This window comes from Streptomyces sp. NPDC103540 (assembly GCF_055584445.1).
This window is the reverse complement of sequence record NZ_JBVJMA010000016.1, coordinates 1-19,402: the sequence shown is the minus strand read 5'-3', so window position 1 is coordinate 19,402 and position 19,402 is coordinate 1. Positions and strand designations below refer to the sequence as shown.

The window sequence follows — 19,402 nt, the reverse complement described above, 5'->3', positions numbered from 1 at the left end:
GAACCCTCCATTCATCATCACCCAGCCACATCACGTCGGGGAGCTGAGATCACGTGGCGAACGAGCAAGAACTCCGGGAGTACCTCAAGCGGGCGATCGCCGATGCCCGGGACGCGAAGAAGCGTCTGCGCGAGGTCGAGGACAAGGCGCAGGAGCCCATCGCGATCGTCGGGATGGCCTGCCGTTACCCCGGCGGGGTCGCCACCCCCGAGGACCTCTGGCAGCTGGTCACCGACGAGGTGGACGCGGTCAGCGGCTTCCCCGTCAACCGCGGCTGGGACCTGGAGCGGCTGTACGACACCGACCCGGACGCGGCCGGTACCTCGTACACGGCCGAGGGCGGCTTCCTGCACGAGGCCGACCGGTTCGACCCGGAGTTCTTCGGGATGTCGCCGCGCGAGGCGCTCGCCGTGGACCCGCAGCAGCGCCTGCTGCTGGAGACCACGTGGGAGGCGTTCGAGCGGGCCGGCATCGACCCGGCGTCGCTGCGCGGCAGCCGTACCGGCGTCTTCACCGGTCTGATGTACAACGACTACGGCTCGCGGCCCGACCTGCCCGCCGAGGGCAACGAGGGCTACCTGTTCAGCGGCAGCGCGGGCAGCATCGCCTCGGGCCGGCTCGCGTACACCTTCGGCCTGGAGGGGCCGACGGTGACCGTCGACACGGCCTGCTCCTCCTCCTTGGTGGCCATGCACATGGCGGCGAACGCGCTGCGTGCCGGCGAGTGCGACCTCGCGCTCGCCGGCGGCGCGGCCGTCATGTCGACGCCGACCGCGTTCATCGAGTTCTCCCGGCTGCGCGGTCTGTCGGCCGACGGCCGCTGCAAGTCCTTCTCCGAGCACGCGGACGGCACCGGCTGGGCCGAGGGCGTGGGTCTGCTGCTGGTGGAGCGCCTCTCCGACGCCCGCCGCAACGGGCACCGGGTGCTGGCGGTCATCCGCGGTACGGCCGTCAACCAGGACGGCGCCTCCAACGGGCTGACCGCCCCGAACGGTCCCTCGCAGGAGCGCGTGATCCTCCAGGCCCTGGCGAACGCCGGTCTGACCACGGCCGACGTGGACCTGGTCGAGGCGCACGGTACGGGCACCTCGCTGGGCGACCCGATCGAGGCGCAGGCCCTGCTGGCGACGTACGGCCAGGACCGGCCGTCGGACCGGCCGCTGTACCTGGGCTCGCTGAAGTCGAACATCGGGCACAGCCAGGCCGCGGCCGGTGTCGGCGGCATCATCAAGATGGTGCAGGCGATCCGGCACGGGTTCATGCCGAAGACGCTGCACGCCGAGGAGCCCTCGTCGCGGATCGACTGGGAGGCGGGCGCCGTCTCGCTGCTCCAGGAGGCCCGGCAGTGGCCCGAGACGGGGACGCCGCGCCGTGCGGGCGTGTCCTCGTTCGGCTTCGGCGGCACCAACGCCCACGTGGTGATCGAGGAGGCTCCGGTCGAGGAGCCCGTGCGGGACGCGGACGAGGCGGCGCCGGTCGCGCCGGCCGCCGCGACCGCGACGACCGCCGTGCCGGTGGTGCCGTGGGTGCTGTCCGGCAAGACCGCCGAGGCCGTGGCCGGTCAGGCCGCGCGCCTGCTGGCGTACGCCGAGGGCGGCGCGGAGCCGGACCCGGCCGAGGTGGGCCGGGCGCTGATCGGCCGGCGGGCGCTGTTCGACCACCGTGCGGTGGTGGCGGGCGCCGACCGTGAGGCCCTGCTCGCGGGTCTGCGGGCGCTGGCGGCGGGCGAGGTCTCGCCGGCGGTGGTCCAGGGTGCGAAGGCCGCCGGGAAGTCGGCGTTCCTGTTCACGGGTCAGGGCGCGCAGCGCGTCGGGATGGGCGAGGAGCTGTACGCCTCCTTCCCCGTCTACGCCGCCGCCTTCGACGCCGTCACCGCCGAACTCGACCGACACCTGGAGCGTCCGATCCGCGAGGTCATCACCTCCGGCGAGGGCCTCGACGAGACCGGCAACACCCAACCCGCCCTCTTCGCCGTCGAGGTCGCCCTCTACCGCCTCATCGAGTCCTGGGGCGTCAAGGCCGACTACCTCGCCGGCCACTCCATCGGCGAGATCTCCGCCGCCCACATCGCCGGCGTCCTCACCCTCCCCGACGCCGCCAAACTCGTCGCCGCCCGCGCCAGGCTCATGCAGGCCCTGCCCACCGGCGGCGCCATGATCGCCCTCCAGGCCACCGAGGAGGAAGTCCTCCCGCTGCTCGAAGGCCTGGCGGACCGGCTGGCCATCGCCGCGATCAACGGGCCCTCGTCCGTCGTGATCTCCGGCGACGAGGACGCGGCGCTGCACGTGGCGGAGCGGTTCGAGGCGCAGGGTCGCAAGACCAAGCGGCTGAGCGTCTCGCACGCCTTCCACTCCCCCCACATGGACGGGATGCTGGAGGAGCTCACCGCCGTCGCCGCGAGCATCACCTACGCCGAGCCGCGCATCCCGGTCGTCTCCACCCTCACCGGCGAACTCGCCACCGGCGACGACCTGCGCACCCCCGCCTACTGGGCCGACCAGGTCCGCGGCGCCGTCCGCTTCACCCACGCCGTCCGCACCCTGGAGGCCCTGGGCGCGAGCACCTTCACCGAGATCGGCCCCGACGCCGTCCTCACCGCACTCGCCGCCGGTTCCGTCGAGGGCGCCGGCAACGTCCTCGCCGTCGCCACCCTGCGCGCGGGCCGTCCCGAGGCGCAGCAGCTCGTCCTGGCCGCCGGGCAGCTCCACGCCCGTACCGGCAGGGTCGACTGGGCCGCGTACCTGGGCGCGCCGGAAGGGGACTCCCCCGACCTGCCGACGTACGCCTTCCAGCGCGAGCGCTACTGGCTCGACCGGGTCGAGGCCGCCGCCGACGCGACGGGCCTGGGCCTGAGCGCGACGGACCACCCGATCCTCGGCGCCACCCTGGACCTGGCCGACGGCGAGCAGACCCTGTTCACCAGCCGGCTGTCGCTGCGCTCGCACCCCTGGCTCGCCGACCACGCCGTCCTCGGCACGGTCCTGCTGCCGGGCACCGGCTTCGTCGAGCTGGCCGTGCTGGCCGGCGAGCGGCTCGGCACCCCGCAGATCGAGGAACTGACCCTGTCGGCGCCGCTGGTGCTGCCCGAGAGCGGCGGTGTCCAGCTCCAGCTGGTGGTGGGCGAGGCGGACGGCGCCGGCCGCCGCGCCATCGACGTCTACTCCCGCCACGACGGCGACGCCGCCGACGCCCCCGCCGAGGCCCGCCCGTGGACCCTCAACGCCAAGGGCCTGCTGGCCCCGGCCGGCGGGTCCGGCGGCGAGGCCCTGATGGTGTGGCCCCCGGCCGGGGCCACCGAGGTCTCCCTGGAGGGGGTCTACGAGCGGCTCGCCGCCCAGGACTACGCGTACGGGCCGGCCTTCCAGGGCCTGCGCCGCGCCTGGAAGGGCGACGGGCAGATCTTCGCCGAGCTGACGCTGCCCGACGCGCAGCGCGCCGACGCCGGCCGTTTCCTGTTGCACCCCTCGCTGTTGGACTCCGCGCTGCACCCGCTGCTGCCGGGTGTGGTGGACGAGGACCGGGTGGCGCTGCTGCCGTTCTCCTGGTCCGGGGTGAGCGTCCACGCGACCGGCGCCGCGACGCTGCGCGTGCGGATCACGCTGACCGGCCCCGAGGTGGCCTCGCTGACGGTGGCCGACGGTACGGGCGCCCCGGTGGCCACCGTCGAGTCGCTGCTGCTGCGCCCGCTGTCGAAGGAGGCGCTGCGCGAGGCGAACTCCGCGGCCCGCGACGGCCTGTTCAAGGTCGCCTGGAACGCGCTGCCCGCCGCGGGCGCGGGCTCGGTCGACACCTCCGGTTGGGCCGTCGTCGGCGACCTCACGGTCGCGGGCGCCGCCTCGTACGCCTCCCTGGAGGAGGTGGCGGCCCTGGAGAGCGTGCCCGCCACGGTGCTGCTGGCCCTGGAGCCGGTCGACGCCTCGGCGTCGGTGCCGGTCGCCACGCACGAGGCGGTGCGGGAGCTGCTGGCCACGGCGCAGTCCTGGTTGGCGGACGAGCGGGTCGCCGACTCCACCCTCGTGGTGGTCACCCGGGGCGGCCTCGCCACCACCGTCGGCGAGCCGGTCACCGACCTGACGCACGCCGCCGCCTGGGGTCTGCTGCGCGTGGCGCAGAGCGAGAACCCGGGCCGGATCGTCCTGGTCGACCTGGACGTCTCCGACCCCCGCTTCCCCGTGGCCGCCGTGGCCTCGGGCGAGCCGCAGGTCGCGGTGCGCGGTACGGAGCTGCGGGTGCCGCGGCTGGCGCGCACGCAGCAGGACCCCGAGGCGCGCACGGCCCGCTGGGACCGGGGCACGACCCTGATCACCGGTGCGACGGGCGCGCTGGGCGGCGTACTGGCCCGGCACCTGGTCACCGAGCACGGCGCGCGGCACCTGCTGCTGCTCAGCCGGCGCGGCATCGAGGCGGCGGGCGCGGCGGAGCTGCGCGACGAGCTGACCGGGCTCGGCGCCGAGGTCACCGTCGCCGCCTGCGACGTCGCCGACCGGGCGGCGCTGACCGCCGTGCTCGACGCGATCCCGGCGGACCGCCCGCTGGGCGCGGTCGTGCACACGGCCGGCGTGCTGGACGACGGCCTGCTGTCCTCGCTGACCCCGGAGCGGCTCGCGAAGGTCCTCCAGCCGAAGGTGGACGCGGCCTGGAACCTGCACGAGCTGACGAAGGACCTCGACCTGTCGGCGTTCGTCCTCTACTCCTCGATCGCGGGCCTGATCGGCAACGCCGGCCAGGCCAACTACGCGGCCGGCAACACCTTCCTCGACGCCCTCGCCCAGTACCGGCAGTCCCGGGGCCTGCCCGGCACGTCGCTGGCCTGGGGCCTGTGGGCGCAGGCCTCCACCATCAGCGGGCAGCTGGAGGAGGCCGACCTCAAGCGCATCGAGCGCACCGGTCTGCTGCCGCTGTCCTCGGCGGACGCCATGGACCTCTTCGACGCGGCCCCCGGCACGGGTGAGGCGGTGCTCGCCGCGACCCGGCTGAACACGGCCGCGCTGCGCAAGCAGGCGGACGGACCGCACCTGCTCTTCCGCGGGCTGGTCACGGCCGCCCCGCGGCGGGCGGCGGCCTCCTCCCAGGCGGCCGGCGGTTCCTCGCTGGCCCAGCGCCTGGGCGGGCTGTCGCCGGCCGAGCGGGACCAGGCCCTCACCGACCTGGTGCGCTCGCAGGTCGCGGCGGTCCTCGGGCACTCCGACCACAGCAGCATCGACGCCGAACGCGCCTTCCAGGAGCTGGGCTTCGACTCGCTGACCGCCGTGGAGCTGCGCAACCAGCTGAACTCCACCACGGGCATGCGGCTGCCGAGCACCCTCGTCTTCGACTACCCGAACCCGGCGGCGCTGGCCGCGCACCTGTCGTCCGAGCTGTTCGGCGGCGAGCAGGGCGCGGCGCCGGTCAAGGTGGCGGCGGACACCGGTTCGCTGGAGCCGATCGCGATCGTCGGCATGGCCTGCCGCTACCCGGGCGGGGTGTCCTCCCCGGCCGACCTGTGGAAGCTGGTCTCCGAAGGCACGGACGCGATCACCCCGTTCCCGTCCAACCGCGGCTGGGACCTGGACAACCTCTACCACCCGGACCCCGACCACACGGGCACCACGTACGCCCGGGGCGGCGGCTTCCTGCACGAGGCGGACCTGTTCGACCCGGAGTTCTTCGGGATGTCGCCGCGCGAGGCGCTGGCCACCGACCCGCAGCAGCGCCTGCTGCTGGAGACGGCCTGGGAGACCATCGAGAACGCGGGCCTGGTCCCGGCCGCGCTGCGCGGCAGCCGTACCGGCGTGTTCGCCGGCGTGATGTACCACGACTACGGCTCCGGTCTCGCGACGATCCCCGAGGACCTGGAGGGCTATCTGGCCAGCGGCAACGCGGGCAGCGTCGCCTCGGGCCGCGTCTCGTACAACCTGGGTCTGGAGGGTCCGGCGGTCACCGTCGACACGGCCTGCTCCTCGTCCCTGGTGGCCCTGCACATGGCGGCGAACGCGCTGCGTTCCGGTGAGTGCGACCTGGCGCTCGCCGGTGGGGCGACGGTCATGTCGACGCCGACGACCTTCGTGGAGTTCTCGCGTCAGCGCGGGCTGTCCCCCGACGGCCGGTGCAAGCCGTTCGCGGCCGGTTCCGACGGCACCGGCTGGTCGGAGGGTGTCGGCCTGCTGCTCGTGGAGCGGCTCTCCGACGCCGAGCGCAACGGACACACCGTCCTCGCGGTGATCCGGGGTTCGGCCATCAACCAGGACGGCGCCTCCAACGGGCTGACCGCCCCCAACGGCCCCTCCCAGGAGCGGGTCATCCGCCAGGCCCTGGCCAACGCCGGTCTGGACACGGCCGACGTGGACGTGGTCGAGGCGCACGGCACCGGCACCACCCTCGGCGACCCGATCGAGGCGCAGGCGCTGCTGGCCACCTACGGTCAGGGGCGTTCCGAGGACCGGCCGCTGTGGCTGGGCTCGCTGAAGTCGAACATCGGGCACACGCAGGCCGCGGCCGGCGTGGGCAGCGTCATCAAGATGATCGAGGCCATGCGCCACGAGGTGCTGCCGCGGACCCTGCACGTGGACGCGCCGTCCGGGCACGTCGACTGGGAGGCGGGCGCCGTCTCGCTGCTGACCGAGGCGCGCGCGTGGGAGTCGTACGGGCGTCCGCGTCGCGCGGGCATCTCCTCGTTCGGCATCAGCGGGACCAACGCGCACGTGGTGATCGAGCAGCCCGCGGCCCGGCCGGAGCCGGCGCGGGAGGCCGGCGAACCGCTGCCGGTGGTGCCGTGGCTGCTGTCCGGGAAGACCCCCGAGGCGGTCACCGCGCAGGCGGAGCGGCTGCTGGAGGCGGCGTCCGGGGCGGAGCCCCGGGACATCGGTCTGTCGCTGGCGACGGCCCGTTCCCTGTTCGAGCACCGGGCCGTGGTGGTCGGCGCCGATCGTGAGGCCCTGCTCGCGGGTCTGCGGGCGCTGGCGGCGGGCGAGGTCTCGCCGGCGGTGGTCCAGGGTGCGAAGGCCGCCGGGAAGTCGGCGTTCCTGTTCACGGGTCAGGGCGCGCAGCGCGTCGGGATGGGCGAGGAGCTGTACGCCTCCTTCCCCGTCTACGCCGCCGCCTTCGACGCCGTCGCCGCCGAACTCGACCGACACCTGGAGCGTCCGATCCGCGAGGTCATCACCTCCGGCGAGGGCCTCGACGAGACCGGCAACACCCAACCCGCCCTCTTCGCCGTCGAGGTCGCCCTCCACCGCCTGATCGAGTCCTGGGGCGTCAAGGCCGACTACCTCGCCGGCCACTCCATCGGTGAGATCTCCGCCGCCCACATCGCCGGCGTCCTCACCCTCCCCGACGCCGCCAAACTCGTCGCCGCCCGCGCCAGGCTCATGCAGGCCCTGCCCACCGGCGGCGCCATGATCGCCCTCCAGGCCACCGAGGAGGAAGTCCTCCCGCTGCTCGAAGGCCTGGCGGACCGGCTGGCCATCGCCGCGATCAACGGGCCCTCGTCCGTCGTGATCTCCGGCGACGAGGACGCGGCGCTGCAGGTGGCGGAGCGGTTCGAGGCGCAGGGTCGCAAGACCAAGCGGCTGAGCGTCTCGCACGCCTTCCACTCCCCCCACATGGACGGGATGCTGGAGGAGCTCACCGCCGTCGCCGCGAGCATCACCTACGCCGAGCCGCGCATCCCGGTCGTCTCCACCCTGACCGGCGAGCTCGCCACCGGCGACGACCTGCGCACCCCCGCCTACTGGGCCGACCAGGTCCGCGGCGCCGTCCGCTTCACCCACGCCGTCCGCACCCTGGAGGCCCTGGGCGCGAGCACCTTCACCGAGATCGGCCCCGACGCCGTCCTCACCGCACTCGCCCAGGACACCCTGGACGCGGCGGTGGCCGTGCCGCTGGTGCGGCGGGGCCGGCCCGAGGGGGAGACCCTCCTCGCGGGCGTCGGCCGGCTGCACAGCCGGGGCGTGCGCGTCGACTGGGAGGCCTACTTCGCCGGTTCGGGCGCCCTCCCGGTGGCCCTGCCGACGTACGCCTTCCGCCACGAGGCCTTCTGGCTGAAGGGGTCGGGCGCCGCGGCGGACGCCGGGTTCGGTCTGAACCCGACCGGGCACCCGCTGCTCGGCGCGGCCGTCACCATCGCGGGCTCCGACCAGGTGCTGTTCACCTCCCGGCTGTCGGTGCGCAGCCACCCGTGGCTGGAGGGGCAGGCCGTCTTCGACGCCCCCGTGCTGCCGGGCTCCGCTCTGGTGGAGCTGGCCGTGCGGGCGAGCGACGAGCTGGGCCTCGGCGGTCTGGCCGAGTTGGACCTGAGCGCCCCGGTGGTGCTGCACGGGGACGCCGCGCTCCAGCTCCAGCTGGGCGTGGGCCCGGTGGACGGGGAGGGCCGCCGGCCGTTCACGGTGCACACCCGCGCGGACGAGGCGGAGGCCGCCTGGACGGTCCACGCCCGCGGTCTGTTCGAGACCGTCGCCGCCGGTGCGCCCGCCGACCCGGTGGGCGAGGCCGCGGAGACCGCCCTGTCGGAGGAGCTCCTGCCCGACGCCGCCGCCTACGAGCTGCACCCGGCGCTGCTGGAGGCGGCCGTCGCCGCCGCCGCGGGCACGGGCGCGGCCGGTACGACGCGGATCCCGGCGCGCTGGGAGGACGTACGGCTGTACGCGAGCGGTGCCACGACCGTGCGGGTGCGGATCGCCCCGCTGGAGGGTGACCCGCAGGGCGCCGTGACGGTGACCCTGGCCGACGCGCAGGACCGGGCCGTCGCCTCGATCGGGCGGCTGGTCTTCCGGGACGTGCCGGACGCCGAGTTCGCCGCGTCCGAGGGCGGCAGCAGGCCGCTGTTCCAGGTCGACTGGGTGGCGAGCGCCCTGGCGGAGCCCGCCGAGCGGATCCGTTGGGGTGTGCTGGGCGGCGGCGCCGCCGAGCAGGCCTCCTTCGACGGCCCGTCCTTCGAGGACGTCGCGGCCGTCGGGAAGGCCGCCGACGCGGGCGCGGCCGTGGACGCCGTGCTGGCGTGGGCCGTCGCCGACGGCCCCTCCGACGACGTGGTGGGCTCGGCCCACTCCGCCGCGCGGGGCGCGCTGGCCCTGCTCCAGGACTGGCTGGCCGACGACCGGTTGGAGGCCACCCGTCTGGTGGTCGTCACCCGGGGCGCGGTCGACGCCGGCGCCGGGGTTCCCGAGCCCGCGTCGGCGACGGTGTGGGGTCTGCTGCGCTCGGCGCAGGCAGAGGCCCCGGACCGGGTCGTGCTGGTCGACCTGGACCACCCGGGCGACGCGACCGTGCCGGTCGGTGCCCTGTCCGCGGTGCTCGCCTCGGGTGAGCCGCAGGCGGCGGTGCGCGGCGGCGCGGTGCTGCTGCCGAGGCTGCGCCGGCTCGCCGCCGGCGACGCCCGGGCCGTCGAGGCCGGGGCGCGGGCGACGGCGTGGGACCCGGAGGGCACGGTGTTGATCACCGGTGGCACCGGCGCGCTGGGCGGCCTGTTCGCCCGGCACCTGGTCGCCGAGCACGGGGTGCGCCACCTCGTCCTGGCGAGCCGGCGCGGCCCGTCGGCCCCCGGGGCCGGGGAGCTGCGCGAGGAGCTCGCCGCCCTGGGCGCCGAGGTCACGCTCGCGGCGGTGGACGTCTCCGACCGCGCGGCGCTGGCGTCCGTACTGGCGGCCGTCCCGGCGGAGCACCCGCTGAAGGGCGTGGTGCACACGGCCGGTGTCCTCGACAACGGTCTGATCGCGGCACTGAGCCCGGACAGCCTGGACGCCGTGCTGCGGCCGAAGGCGGACGCGGCCTGGCACCTGCACGAGCTGACCGCGGACCTCGACCTGTCGGCGTTCGTGCTGTTCTCCTCCAGCGTCGGTGTCATCGGTGGCCCCGGCCAGTCCAACTACGCGGCGGCCAACGCCTTCCTGGACGGGCTCGCCGCCCACCGGGCGGGCCTCGGACTCGCGGCGACCTCCCTGGCGTGGGGCCTGTGGGGCCTGAGCTACGGGATCAACGCGGGACTGGACGAGAACGACCTCAAGCGGTTCGGCCGCGAGGGCTTCAAGCCGGTGTCGCCGAAGGAGGGCACCGCGCTCTTCGACTCGGCGCTGGCGATGAGCACCTCGGCGGTCGTGGCGCTGCCGGTCGACCTGTCCGCGATGCGGGCGCACGGCCTGGTGCCGCCGGTGTTCCGCTCGCTGGTGCGGGTGGCGAACCGGCGGGCCGCGCAGTCCGGCGGGGCTTCCGTCGAACTGCTCTCGACCCGGCTGGCGGGGCTGTCCCCGCTGGAGCGGCAGCAGGCGGTGCTGGACCTCGTCCGGTCCGAGGTGGCGACGGTACTGGGCCACGCCGGACAGGACGCGGTGCAGGCCGACCGGGCCTTCCAAGAGATGGGCTTCGACTCGATGACGGCGGTGGAGCTGCGCAACCGGCTCAACGCCGCGACGGGGGTGCGCCTGTCCGCGACCGTGGTCTTCGACCACCCGAACCCGACGGCGCTCGCCGAGCACGTGCTCGGCGAGGTGGCGCCCGACGGCGCCGGCGAGGGCGAGGAGCCCGCGCTGGCGGAACTGGACCGGCTGGAGGCGGCGCTCGCCGCCCTCGCCGAGGACAGCCGTACGCGCTCGACGGTCTCCGTCCGCCTCCAGACCATCCTGTCCCGACTGAACGAGACGGCCGGCCCGACGGGAGGCTCCGACGACCTCGCCGACACGATCGAGTCCGCCTCCACGGACGACCTGTTCGATTTCATCGACAACCAGCTCGGCCGTTCCGCGAACTGACGGTCCCGACGTACGCAGCTCTGAGGAGAAGTTGATCTCTCATGTCCAATGAGACCCAGCACAACGGACCGGCAGCGTCTTCGGATCCCGCCGCGTCCAAAGAACAGAAGATGGTCGAGTACCTGAAGTGGGTCACCACCGACCTGCAGAAGGCGCGCAAGCGACTCGCCGAGCTGGAGGCCGGCACCGACGAGCCGGTCGCCATCGTCGGTATGGCCTGCCGTTTCCCGGGCGGGGTGACCTCGCCCGAGACCCTGTGGAAGCTCGTCACGGACGGGGCCGACGGGATCACCGACTGGCCCGAGGACCGCGGGTGGGACATCGACGCCATCTACGACCCGGAGCGCGGCAAGCCCGGCAAGTCGTACACGAAGAAGGGCGGGTTCCTCGACGGGGCGGCCCTCTTCGACCCCGGCTTCTTCGGGATCTCGCCGCGCGAGGCCCTCGCGATGGACCCGCAGCAGCGCGTGCTGCTGGAGACCGCGTGGGAGACCTTCGAGCAGGCGGGCATCGACCCGAACTCGCTGCGCGGCACGCAGGTCGGTGTCTTCGCGGGCGTCGTGGAGCAGAGCTACCTGGGCCTGGAGGGCCCGGAGGAGCTCGAGGGCTACCTGATGACCAGCAAGCTGAGCGCGGTGGCCTCGGGCCGCATCGCCTACACCTTCGGCTTCGAGGGGCCGGCCGTGTCCGTGGACACGGCGTGCTCCTCCTCGCTGGTGGCGCTGCACCTGGCCGTGCAGTCGGTGCGCAAGGGCGAGTCGACGATGGCGCTGGCGGGCGGTTCGACCGTCTCCGGCCACCCGAGCGGGTTCGTCGACTTCTCCCGGCAGAACGGGCTCGCCGAGGACGGCCGCATCAAGTCCTTCGCGGCGGCCGCCGACGGCACCGCCTGGTCGGAGGGCGTGGGCCTGCTCCTCGTCGAGAAGCTGTCGGACGCGCGGCGCAACGGCCACGAGGTCCTGGCGATCATCCGCGGCACCGCCGTCAACCAGGACGGCGCGTCCAACGGTCTGACCGCCCCCAACGGCCCCTCCCAGGAGCGGGTCATCCACCAGGCGCTCGCCTCCGCCAAGCTGTTCGCCTCCGACGTGGACGTGGTCGAGGCGCACGGCACCGGCACCCGGCTCGGCGACCCGATCGAGGCGCAGGCGCTGCTGGCGACGTACGGGCAGAACCGTCCGGCGGACCAGCCGCTGTACCTGGGCTCGCTGAAGTCCAACATCGGGCACAGCGTCGCGGCGGCCGGCGCGGGCGGCGTGATCAAGATGATCATGGCGATGCGGCACGGGGTGCTCCCCAAGACCCTGAACATCGACGAGCCCACCCCCATGGTCGACTGGGAGTCCGGCGCGGTCTCGCTGCTCACCGAGGCCCGCCCGTGGCCCGAGTACGGGCACGCGCGCCGGGCGGGCGTCTCCGCGTTCGGCGTGAGCGGCACCAACGCCCACGTCATCCTGGAGGAGCCGCCGGCCCCCGAGGCGGCCCCGGCCGCCGAGGGCGAGGGGGCCGCCGAGGCCGCTCCCACGCACGTGCTGCCGGTCCTCCCGTGGGCGCTGTCGGCCAAGACCCCCGACGCGCTCGCCGGGCAGGCGGCCCGCCTCCTCGCCCACGTCGAGGCCGACCCGACCCGCTCCCCGCTGGACGTGGCGTTCTCGCTGGCCACCGGCCGCGCGGCGCTGGAGCAGCGCGCGGTGGTCGTCGGCGCGGACCGCGACGCCCTGCTGGACGGCCTGCGGTCGCTGGCCGCCGGCGAGCCGGCTCCGGGCATCGTCCGCGGTACGAAGGCGGGCGGCCACAACGCGTTCGTCTTCACCGGCCAGGGCGCCCAGCGTGCCGGGATGGGCGAGGACCTGTACGCGGCGTTCCCCGTGTACGCGCGGGCCTTCGACGCCGTCGCCGCCGAGCTGGACAAGCACCTGGACCGTCCGATCCGCGAGGTCATCGTCTCCGGCGAGGGCCTGGACGAGACGGCGTACACCCAGCCCGCGCTGTTCGCGGTCGAGGTGGCCCTCTACCGGCTGATCGAGTCCTGGGGCATCCGGCCCGACCACCTCGCCGGGCACTCGATCGGCGAGCTGACGGCCGCCCACATCGCCGGGGTCCTCGACCTCGCCGACACGGCCAGGCTGGTCGCGGCCCGCGCGCGGCTGATGCAGGAGCTGCCCAAGGGCGGCGCCATGATCTCCCTCCAGGCCACCGAGGAGGAGGTCCTCCCGCTGATCGTGGGCCTGGAGGACCGGCTCGCGATCGCCGCGGTCAACGGCCCGACCTCGGTCGTCGTCTCCGGCGACGAGGAGGCGGCCCTCTCGGTCGCCGCGAAGATCACCGAGCTGGGTCGCAAGACCAAGCGCCTCACCGTCTCGCACGCCTTCCACTCCCCCCACATGAACCCCATGCTGGAGGACTTCCGGAAGGTCGCGGCCGGCCTCACCTACAACAAGCCGCAGCTGCCGGTCATCTCCACCCTCACCGGCAAGCTCGCCACCGGCGACGACCTGCGCACCCCCGCCTACTGGGTCGACCAGGTCCGCGGCGCCGTCCGCTTCACCGACGCCGTCCGCACCATGGAGGGCTTCGGCGCCACCACCTTCACCGAGATCGGCCCGGACGCCGTCCTGTCGACCCTGGTGCGCGACACCCTCTCCGACGTCGCGGCGGTCCCGCTGCTGCGCCGCGGCCTGCCCGACTCCGAGACCCTCGTCGGCGCGCTCAGCCTGCTGCACGCCTCGGGCGTGGGCGTGCGCTGGGAGGGCTTCTACGCCGGCACGGGCGCCACGCGCACCGACCTGCCGACGTACGCCTTCCAGCACGAGCGGTACTGGGTCGAGACCACCGGGATCGTCGCCGACGCCTCCGACCTCGGTCTGGAGGCCGCCGACCACCCGCTGCTCGGCGCCTCGGTGGCCATCGCCGGAGCCGACCAGGTGCTGTTCACCAGCCGGTTGTCGCTGCGCACCCACCCGTGGCTCGCCGACCACGTCGTCCTCGACCAGACGCTGGTGCCCGCCACCGCCCTGGTGGAGATGGCGATCCGGGCCGGCGACGAGCTGGGCCTGAACGTCCTCGACGACATGTCGATCCTCGGCCCGCTGGCGCTGCCCGCGAAGGGCGGCATGCACGTCCAGGTCAGCGTGGGCTCCGCGGACGGATCCGGCCGCCGCGAGGTCGCCGTCTACTCCCGGCCCGACAACGCCGACGTGCCGTGGACCCTCAACGCCCGCGGCCACCTGAGCTTCCAGGGCACCGGCGAGCCGTTCGAGCTCACCGAGTGGCCGCCCGCCGGCGCGCGGGAGGTCCCGCTCGACGACGCGTACGAGAAGCTCGCCACGCAGGGCTACATCTACGGCCCGGTCTACCGGGGTCTGGACGCCGTCTGGAGCGTGGGCGCGAACGAGGTGTACGCGGAGGTCAGCCTGCCCGACGGCGCGCGGACCAGCCCGGCCGGCTTCGGCCTGCACCCGGCCCTGCTGGAGGTCGCCCTGGCGGCGTCCTGCCTGGCCAGCTACGGCACCGTGCCCGAGGGCGCGGTGTGGATCTCCACCGACTGGAAGGGCGTACGCCTCCACGCGACGGGCGCCTCCCGACTGCGCGTGAAGCTGACGGTGGACGCCGACGGCGGGCTGCGCGTGCAGCTCGCCGACCAGAGCGGCGGGCCCGTCGCCTCCGTCGACACGGTGGCCTGCCGCGCCATCGCCGTCGGCGAGGTCTCCAACGCCCTGGCCCGCAACCGGGACTCCCTCTTCCACGTCGACTGGGCCCCGTACCCGCTCGTCGCGACCGGCGACACCACGCACTGGGCCACCCTGGGCAAGGACGGCTTCGGCGACCGCCGCTTCACCGACGTCGCGCGGGTCGCGCGGGTGGTCGGCGCCGGCGAGCGCGTCGACGTGGTCCTGGCCCGCCAGGAGACCCCGGACACCGGGGACGGCGTCCGCGACGTGCACACCGCGTCGCACGTCGCGCTGGACCTCGTCCAGGACTGGCTGGAGGACGAGCGGCTGACCGAGACCAAGCTGGTGGTCCTCACCAAGGGCGGCGTCGCCGTCGGCGAGGAGGACGTCACCGACCTGGGCGCGGCCACCGTCTGGGGCCTGCTGCGCTCGGCGCAGTCGGAGAACCCCGGCCGCATCGTGCTCGTCGACCACGACCTCGACCTCGACGACCCGGCCACCGAGCCGTTCGCGATACTGGCCCAGGTCGTGGCCTCGGACGAGCCGCAGGCGGCCGTCCGCGGCGGCCGGGTCCTCATCCCGCGCCTCGGCCGGATCTCCGACGCGGACACCGCGCCGACCGGCACGTGGGACCCCGAGGGCACCGTCCTGATCACCGGTGGCACCGGCAGCCTGGGCGGCCTGTTCGCCCGGCACCTGGTCACCGAGCACGGCGTGCGGAACCTGCTGCTCACCAGCCGGCGCGGCCTGGCCGCCGACGGTGCGGGCGAGCTGGCCGCCGAACTCACGGCGCTCGGCGCCCGCGTGACGATAGCGGCCTGCGACGTCGCCGACCGGGAGGCGCTCGCCGCCGTCCTGGCGGAGATCCCGGAGCAGTACCCGCTGCGCGGCGTCCTGCACACCGCCGGTGTGCTGGACGACGGTCTGATCGGCTCGCAGACCCCCGAGCGGCTCTCCGCGGTGCTGCGGCCCAAGGTCGACGCCTCGTGGAACCTGCACGAGCTGACGAAGGACCTGGACCTGACGGCGTTCGTGCTGTTCTCCTCGATCGCCGCGGTCGTCGGCGGCCCCGGCCAGTCGACGTACTCGGCGGCCAACCACTACCTGGACGGCCTGGCGCAGCACCGCCGGGCCCAGGGCAAGGCCGCGACCTCGCTGGCCTGGGGCCTGTGGTCGCAGACCAGCGGCATGACCGGCCACCTGGACCAGGCCGACCTCCAGCGCATCGCCCGCAGCGGTTTCCGCCCGGTCGAGTCCGAGCAGGGCCCCGCCCTCCTGGACATCGCGCTGACGATCGGTCACGCGGCCCTGGTCGCCACCCCGATGGACCTGGCCACCCTGCGCGAGCAGGTCCAGGTTCCGGTGCTGCTGAGCAAGCTGGTGCGCACGCCGGTCCGCCGGGCCGCGCAGAACACCTCGGCGAGCACGGAGACCCTGGCCGACCGGCTCGCCGCCCTGGAGCCGCACGAGCGGGAGGCCGCCGTCCTGGAGGTCGTCCTCGCGCAGGTCGCGGCGGTGCTCGGACACTCCGACACCTCCGGGATCAGCGTCGACCAGCCCTTCTCGGCGCTGGGCTTCGACTCGCTCACCTCGGTCGAGCTGCGCAACCAGCTGGGCACCGCCACGGGTCTGAAGCTGCCGCCGACGCTGGTCTTCGACCACCCGACACCGACCGCGCTCGCCTCGTTCCTGCACGGTGAGGTCGCCGAGTCCGGTGGCCGCAAGGGCACCGACTTCGCGGCGGAGATCGTCCTCGCGGACGACGTCCGGCCCGCGGCGGAGGTCGTCCTGACCGCCACCGACCCCAAGGAGATCCTGCTGACGGGGGCCAGCGGCTTCCTCGGCGCGTTCCTCCTGCGCGACCTGATGCGCACCACCACCGGTCACGTGCACGCCCTGGTGCGCGGCGAGGACGCGGCGAGCGCGCTGGAGCGGCTCAAGGCCAACGCCCAGTGGTACCGGGTGTGGGACGAGATCGACGAGGACCGCCTCACGGTGGTTCTCGGAGACCTGGCGGAGCCCCGCCTCGGGCTGACCGAGGAGGCGTTCGACGCCCTGTCCCGCAAGGTCGACGTGGTCTACCACAACGGCGCCCGCGTGCACTGGCTGCACCCGTACGAGACCCTCAAGGCCTCGAACGTCACGGGCACCGAGGAGGTGCTGCGGCTCGCCGCGCGCCACCGCACGGTCCCGGTGCACTACGTCTCCACGGTGGGCGTCTTCGACGGGGTGCGCGAGCCCGGCGTCCCGCTGAAGGTGACCGACCCGACCGGCCCGGCGGAGAACCTGCCCAGCGGCTACCTGCGCTCCAAGTGGGTCGCCGAGCAGGTCATCGGCCTGGCCCGGGACCGGGGCCTGCCGGTGTCGATCTACCGCGTGGACGTGATCTCCGGCGACCAGGTCAACGGCGCCTGCCAGACCCGTGACTTCGTCTGGCTGACCCTCAAGGGCCTGGTGCAGTCCCGTAGCGTCCCCAAGGGCACCGAGGGCCGCTTCCACCTGCTGCCGGTCGACTACGTCAGCGCGGCCATCACCGGCATCTCGCGCCGGCCGAACACGGTCGGACGCACCTTCCACCTCTTCAACCAGAGCTCGCTGTCGCTCAGCCGCTGCGCGGAGTTCCTGCGCGGCGTCGGCTACGAGCTGGACGAGGTGGACCGCGAGACGTGGGACGCCACGGTCAAGGCGGGCGACAACGCCCTGCTGCCGCTGCTCGACGCCTTCGAGATGATGACGTCGGACACGGACGGCTTCTACCCGCCGATCGACACCACCGAGACCGCGGCGGCGCTGGAGGGCACCGGCATCGAGATCCCCGTGCTGACGAAGGAACTGTTCGAGCTGTACGTCGACTTCTTCGTCCAGGAAGGCCACTTCCCGGCGGCCCCGTGACGGGGGACGCCCACGGAAAGCCCCGCCGGCCTCGGGCCGGCGGGGCTTTCCCGCGTGTCGTGCGGTGCGCGGTGCACCTGCGGTGCGCGGTGCGCGGTCGTGCGCGAGCGGGCTACGGGAGCCGGATGCTCAGGCGGTGCGAGAAGACGTTGCGCGGGTCCCACTTGGCCTTGACCTGCTGGAGCCGCGGGTAGTTGCCCTTGAAGTACAGCTGGTGCCAGGGGGTGCCGGAGGTGTTGAGGGCCGGGTCGGCGATGTCGGCGTCGGCGTAGTTGATGTAGCAGCCGTCGTTGACTCCGCCGGTGCGCGGCACGCCGCCGGTGGAGGCGTAGACGTCGGCGTAGGCCTCGCGGACCCAGCGCTTGTTGGGCTCGTCCTGCGTCGGGTCGGTCCACAGCGCGCAGTAGAGCATCTTGGCGACGGAGTCGCGCTGCGCGGTGGCGGTGTCCGCCTCGCCCACCTCGTTGATCCTGCCGCCGAAGCTGACGATGGCGGCCATGCCGTAGGGGCCCGCGTAGTCGTCGCGGGTCAGCTGGCGGTAGAGGGCCTTGAGCTGGTCCTGCGGCATGGTCTTGCGGACGTAGGCCGCCTTGGACTTCCAGCGCGGGACGGCGGCCTCGACGAAGCCGGACCATTCGGTGACGGCGTACAGCCACGGCGCGCGGTAGCGGTCGCCGACGTTGTAGCGCACGCCGGTGCCCTCGGAGACGGCGGCGAGGAAGCTGTCGAGCAGCCCCTCGGGGTCGGGGGCGCCGGCGTCCACCTGGGTGCTCATCCGGAAGTATCCGGCGGCCTTGTGCATGGCCTTGAACTGGCTGTAGAGGAAGCGGCCCGGGGAGTCGGGGGCCGAGTTGGCCTCGTGCCAGGCGGTGAAGTTGCGGGCGAGGCGGGTGAAGCTCGCCTCGTCCAGGTCGGCCCAGGACCAGCTGACGTCGGACAGCAGGACCTCGGAGGGCGCCTTGGGCAGGAGCCGTGAGGGGTCGTTGCCGGTGGCGCCGGGGGAGCGCAGCCAGTAGCGGGTGACGACGCCGAAGTTGCCGCCGCCGGCGCCGGTGTGGGCCCACCACAGTTCGCGGTTGGGGTCGTTCTGCTCTCGGGTGGCGACGACCTTGCGGGCGCGGCCGTGGCGGTCGACGTGGACGACCTCGACCGCGTAGAGGTGGTCGACGGTCAGGCCCCGGGAGCGGGACAGGGCGCCGTAGCCGCCGCCCTGGATGTGGCCGCCGGCGCCGACGGTGGGGCAGGTGCCGCCGGGCAGGACGACGCCCCAGCGCTTGTAGAGGGTGCGGTAGACGGTGCCGAGGAGGGCACCGGGCTCGACGGCGATGGCGCGGCGCTCGGGGTCGTAGGAGATGTCGTTGAGGCCGGACATCTCGATGACGACCTTCACCTCGGAGTTCGTGGTGAAGTCCTCGTCGCAGTGGCCGCCGCTGCGGACGACGACCTTGAGGCCCTTGTCGACGGCCTCCTGGACGGCGCGCACGACCTGGTCGGTGGAGCTGACGATGCGCACGTAGTCGGGGGTGCCGACCCAGCGCTGGTTGGAGCCCGATATGAGGCCCTTGTAGCGGGGGTCGGACGGCGTGACGGTGATCGGGGCGGCGGCCGCGCGGGCCGCGACCGCTTCGGGGCCTTCGGTGACGGGGGCCGCCTCGGCGGCTCCGGCGGCCGAGACCACGCCGACCGCGGGAAGGGCCAGGGCCCCTCCGGTCAGCGCGGCGCCTTTCATGAGACCCCGACGGGACACATCGGACATGACCGCATACCTCCATGGGACGCGAAGAGATGAGCTGTGGGCAAAGCGAGGGCCGGGCCACCCGATCACAGCCCGGTCACCAGGCGTTCTCTGGCGGTCCTCATCCGCTGATTACCTGCCGGTGGGCCGCCGGCAAGCGTCCGGCGTTACGTTCGATCAGTCCTGGGTTCGAATTCGGACCGGTCCGGATAAACGGTTCTGTCAACCGAGTTGAGGAGAGCGTTCGTGCGTAAGGTGCTCATTGCGAACCGTGGCGAGATCGCCGTTCGCGTTGCTCGGGCCTGCCGGGATGCCGGGATCGCGAGCGTAGCCGTCTACGCCGATCCGGACCGGGACGCCCTGCACGTCCGCGCGGCAGACGA

Annotated in this window: 3 protein-coding genes and 1 pseudogene; 3 read left to right on the top strand and 1 reads right to left on the bottom strand. The window is 74.0% G+C overall.

Annotation, left to right across the window (positions count from 1 at the left end; translation table 11 throughout):
• Positions 1–71 precede the first annotated feature (71 nt).
• A pseudogene (locus ACZ6ZI_RS31655) lies at positions 72–10,721 on the top strand (SDR family NAD(P)-dependent oxidoreductase); the annotation flags it as partial.
• A 41-nt stretch (positions 10,722–10,762) separates the two neighbouring features.
• Complete coding sequence (locus ACZ6ZI_RS31650; protein ID WP_469526582.1) at positions 10,763–17,284, top strand: thioester reductase domain-containing protein; 6,522 nt, start codon at positions 10,763–10,765, stop codon at positions 17,282–17,284.
• Positions 17,285–17,396: 112 nt separating this feature from the next.
• Here the strand turns inward: ACZ6ZI_RS31650 and ACZ6ZI_RS31645 are convergent, their stop codons facing one another.
• On the bottom strand, positions 17,397–19,040 hold the full coding sequence (locus ACZ6ZI_RS31645) for an FAD-binding oxidoreductase (RefSeq protein ID WP_469526580.1): 1,644 nt from the start codon (positions 19,038–19,040) through the stop codon (positions 17,397–17,399).
• Positions 19,041–19,265: 225 nt separating this feature from the next.
• Between ACZ6ZI_RS31645 and ACZ6ZI_RS31640 the strand changes: the two genes are divergently transcribed.
• Positions 19,266–19,402: biotin carboxylase N-terminal domain-containing protein (locus ACZ6ZI_RS31640; protein WP_150947481.1), on the top strand; the 137-nt coding region annotated here is incomplete at its 3' end.

Bases quoted from the DNA above. Each gene is read 5' to 3' on its own strand.
- ACZ6ZI_RS31650 (WP_469526582.1), top strand. From the start codon at position 10,763: ATGTCCAATGAGACCCAGCACAACGGACCGGCAGCGTCTTCGGATCCC.
- ACZ6ZI_RS31645 (WP_469526580.1), bottom strand. From the start codon at position 19,040: ATGTCCGATGTGTCCCGTCGGGGTCTCATGAAAGGCGCCGCGCTGACC.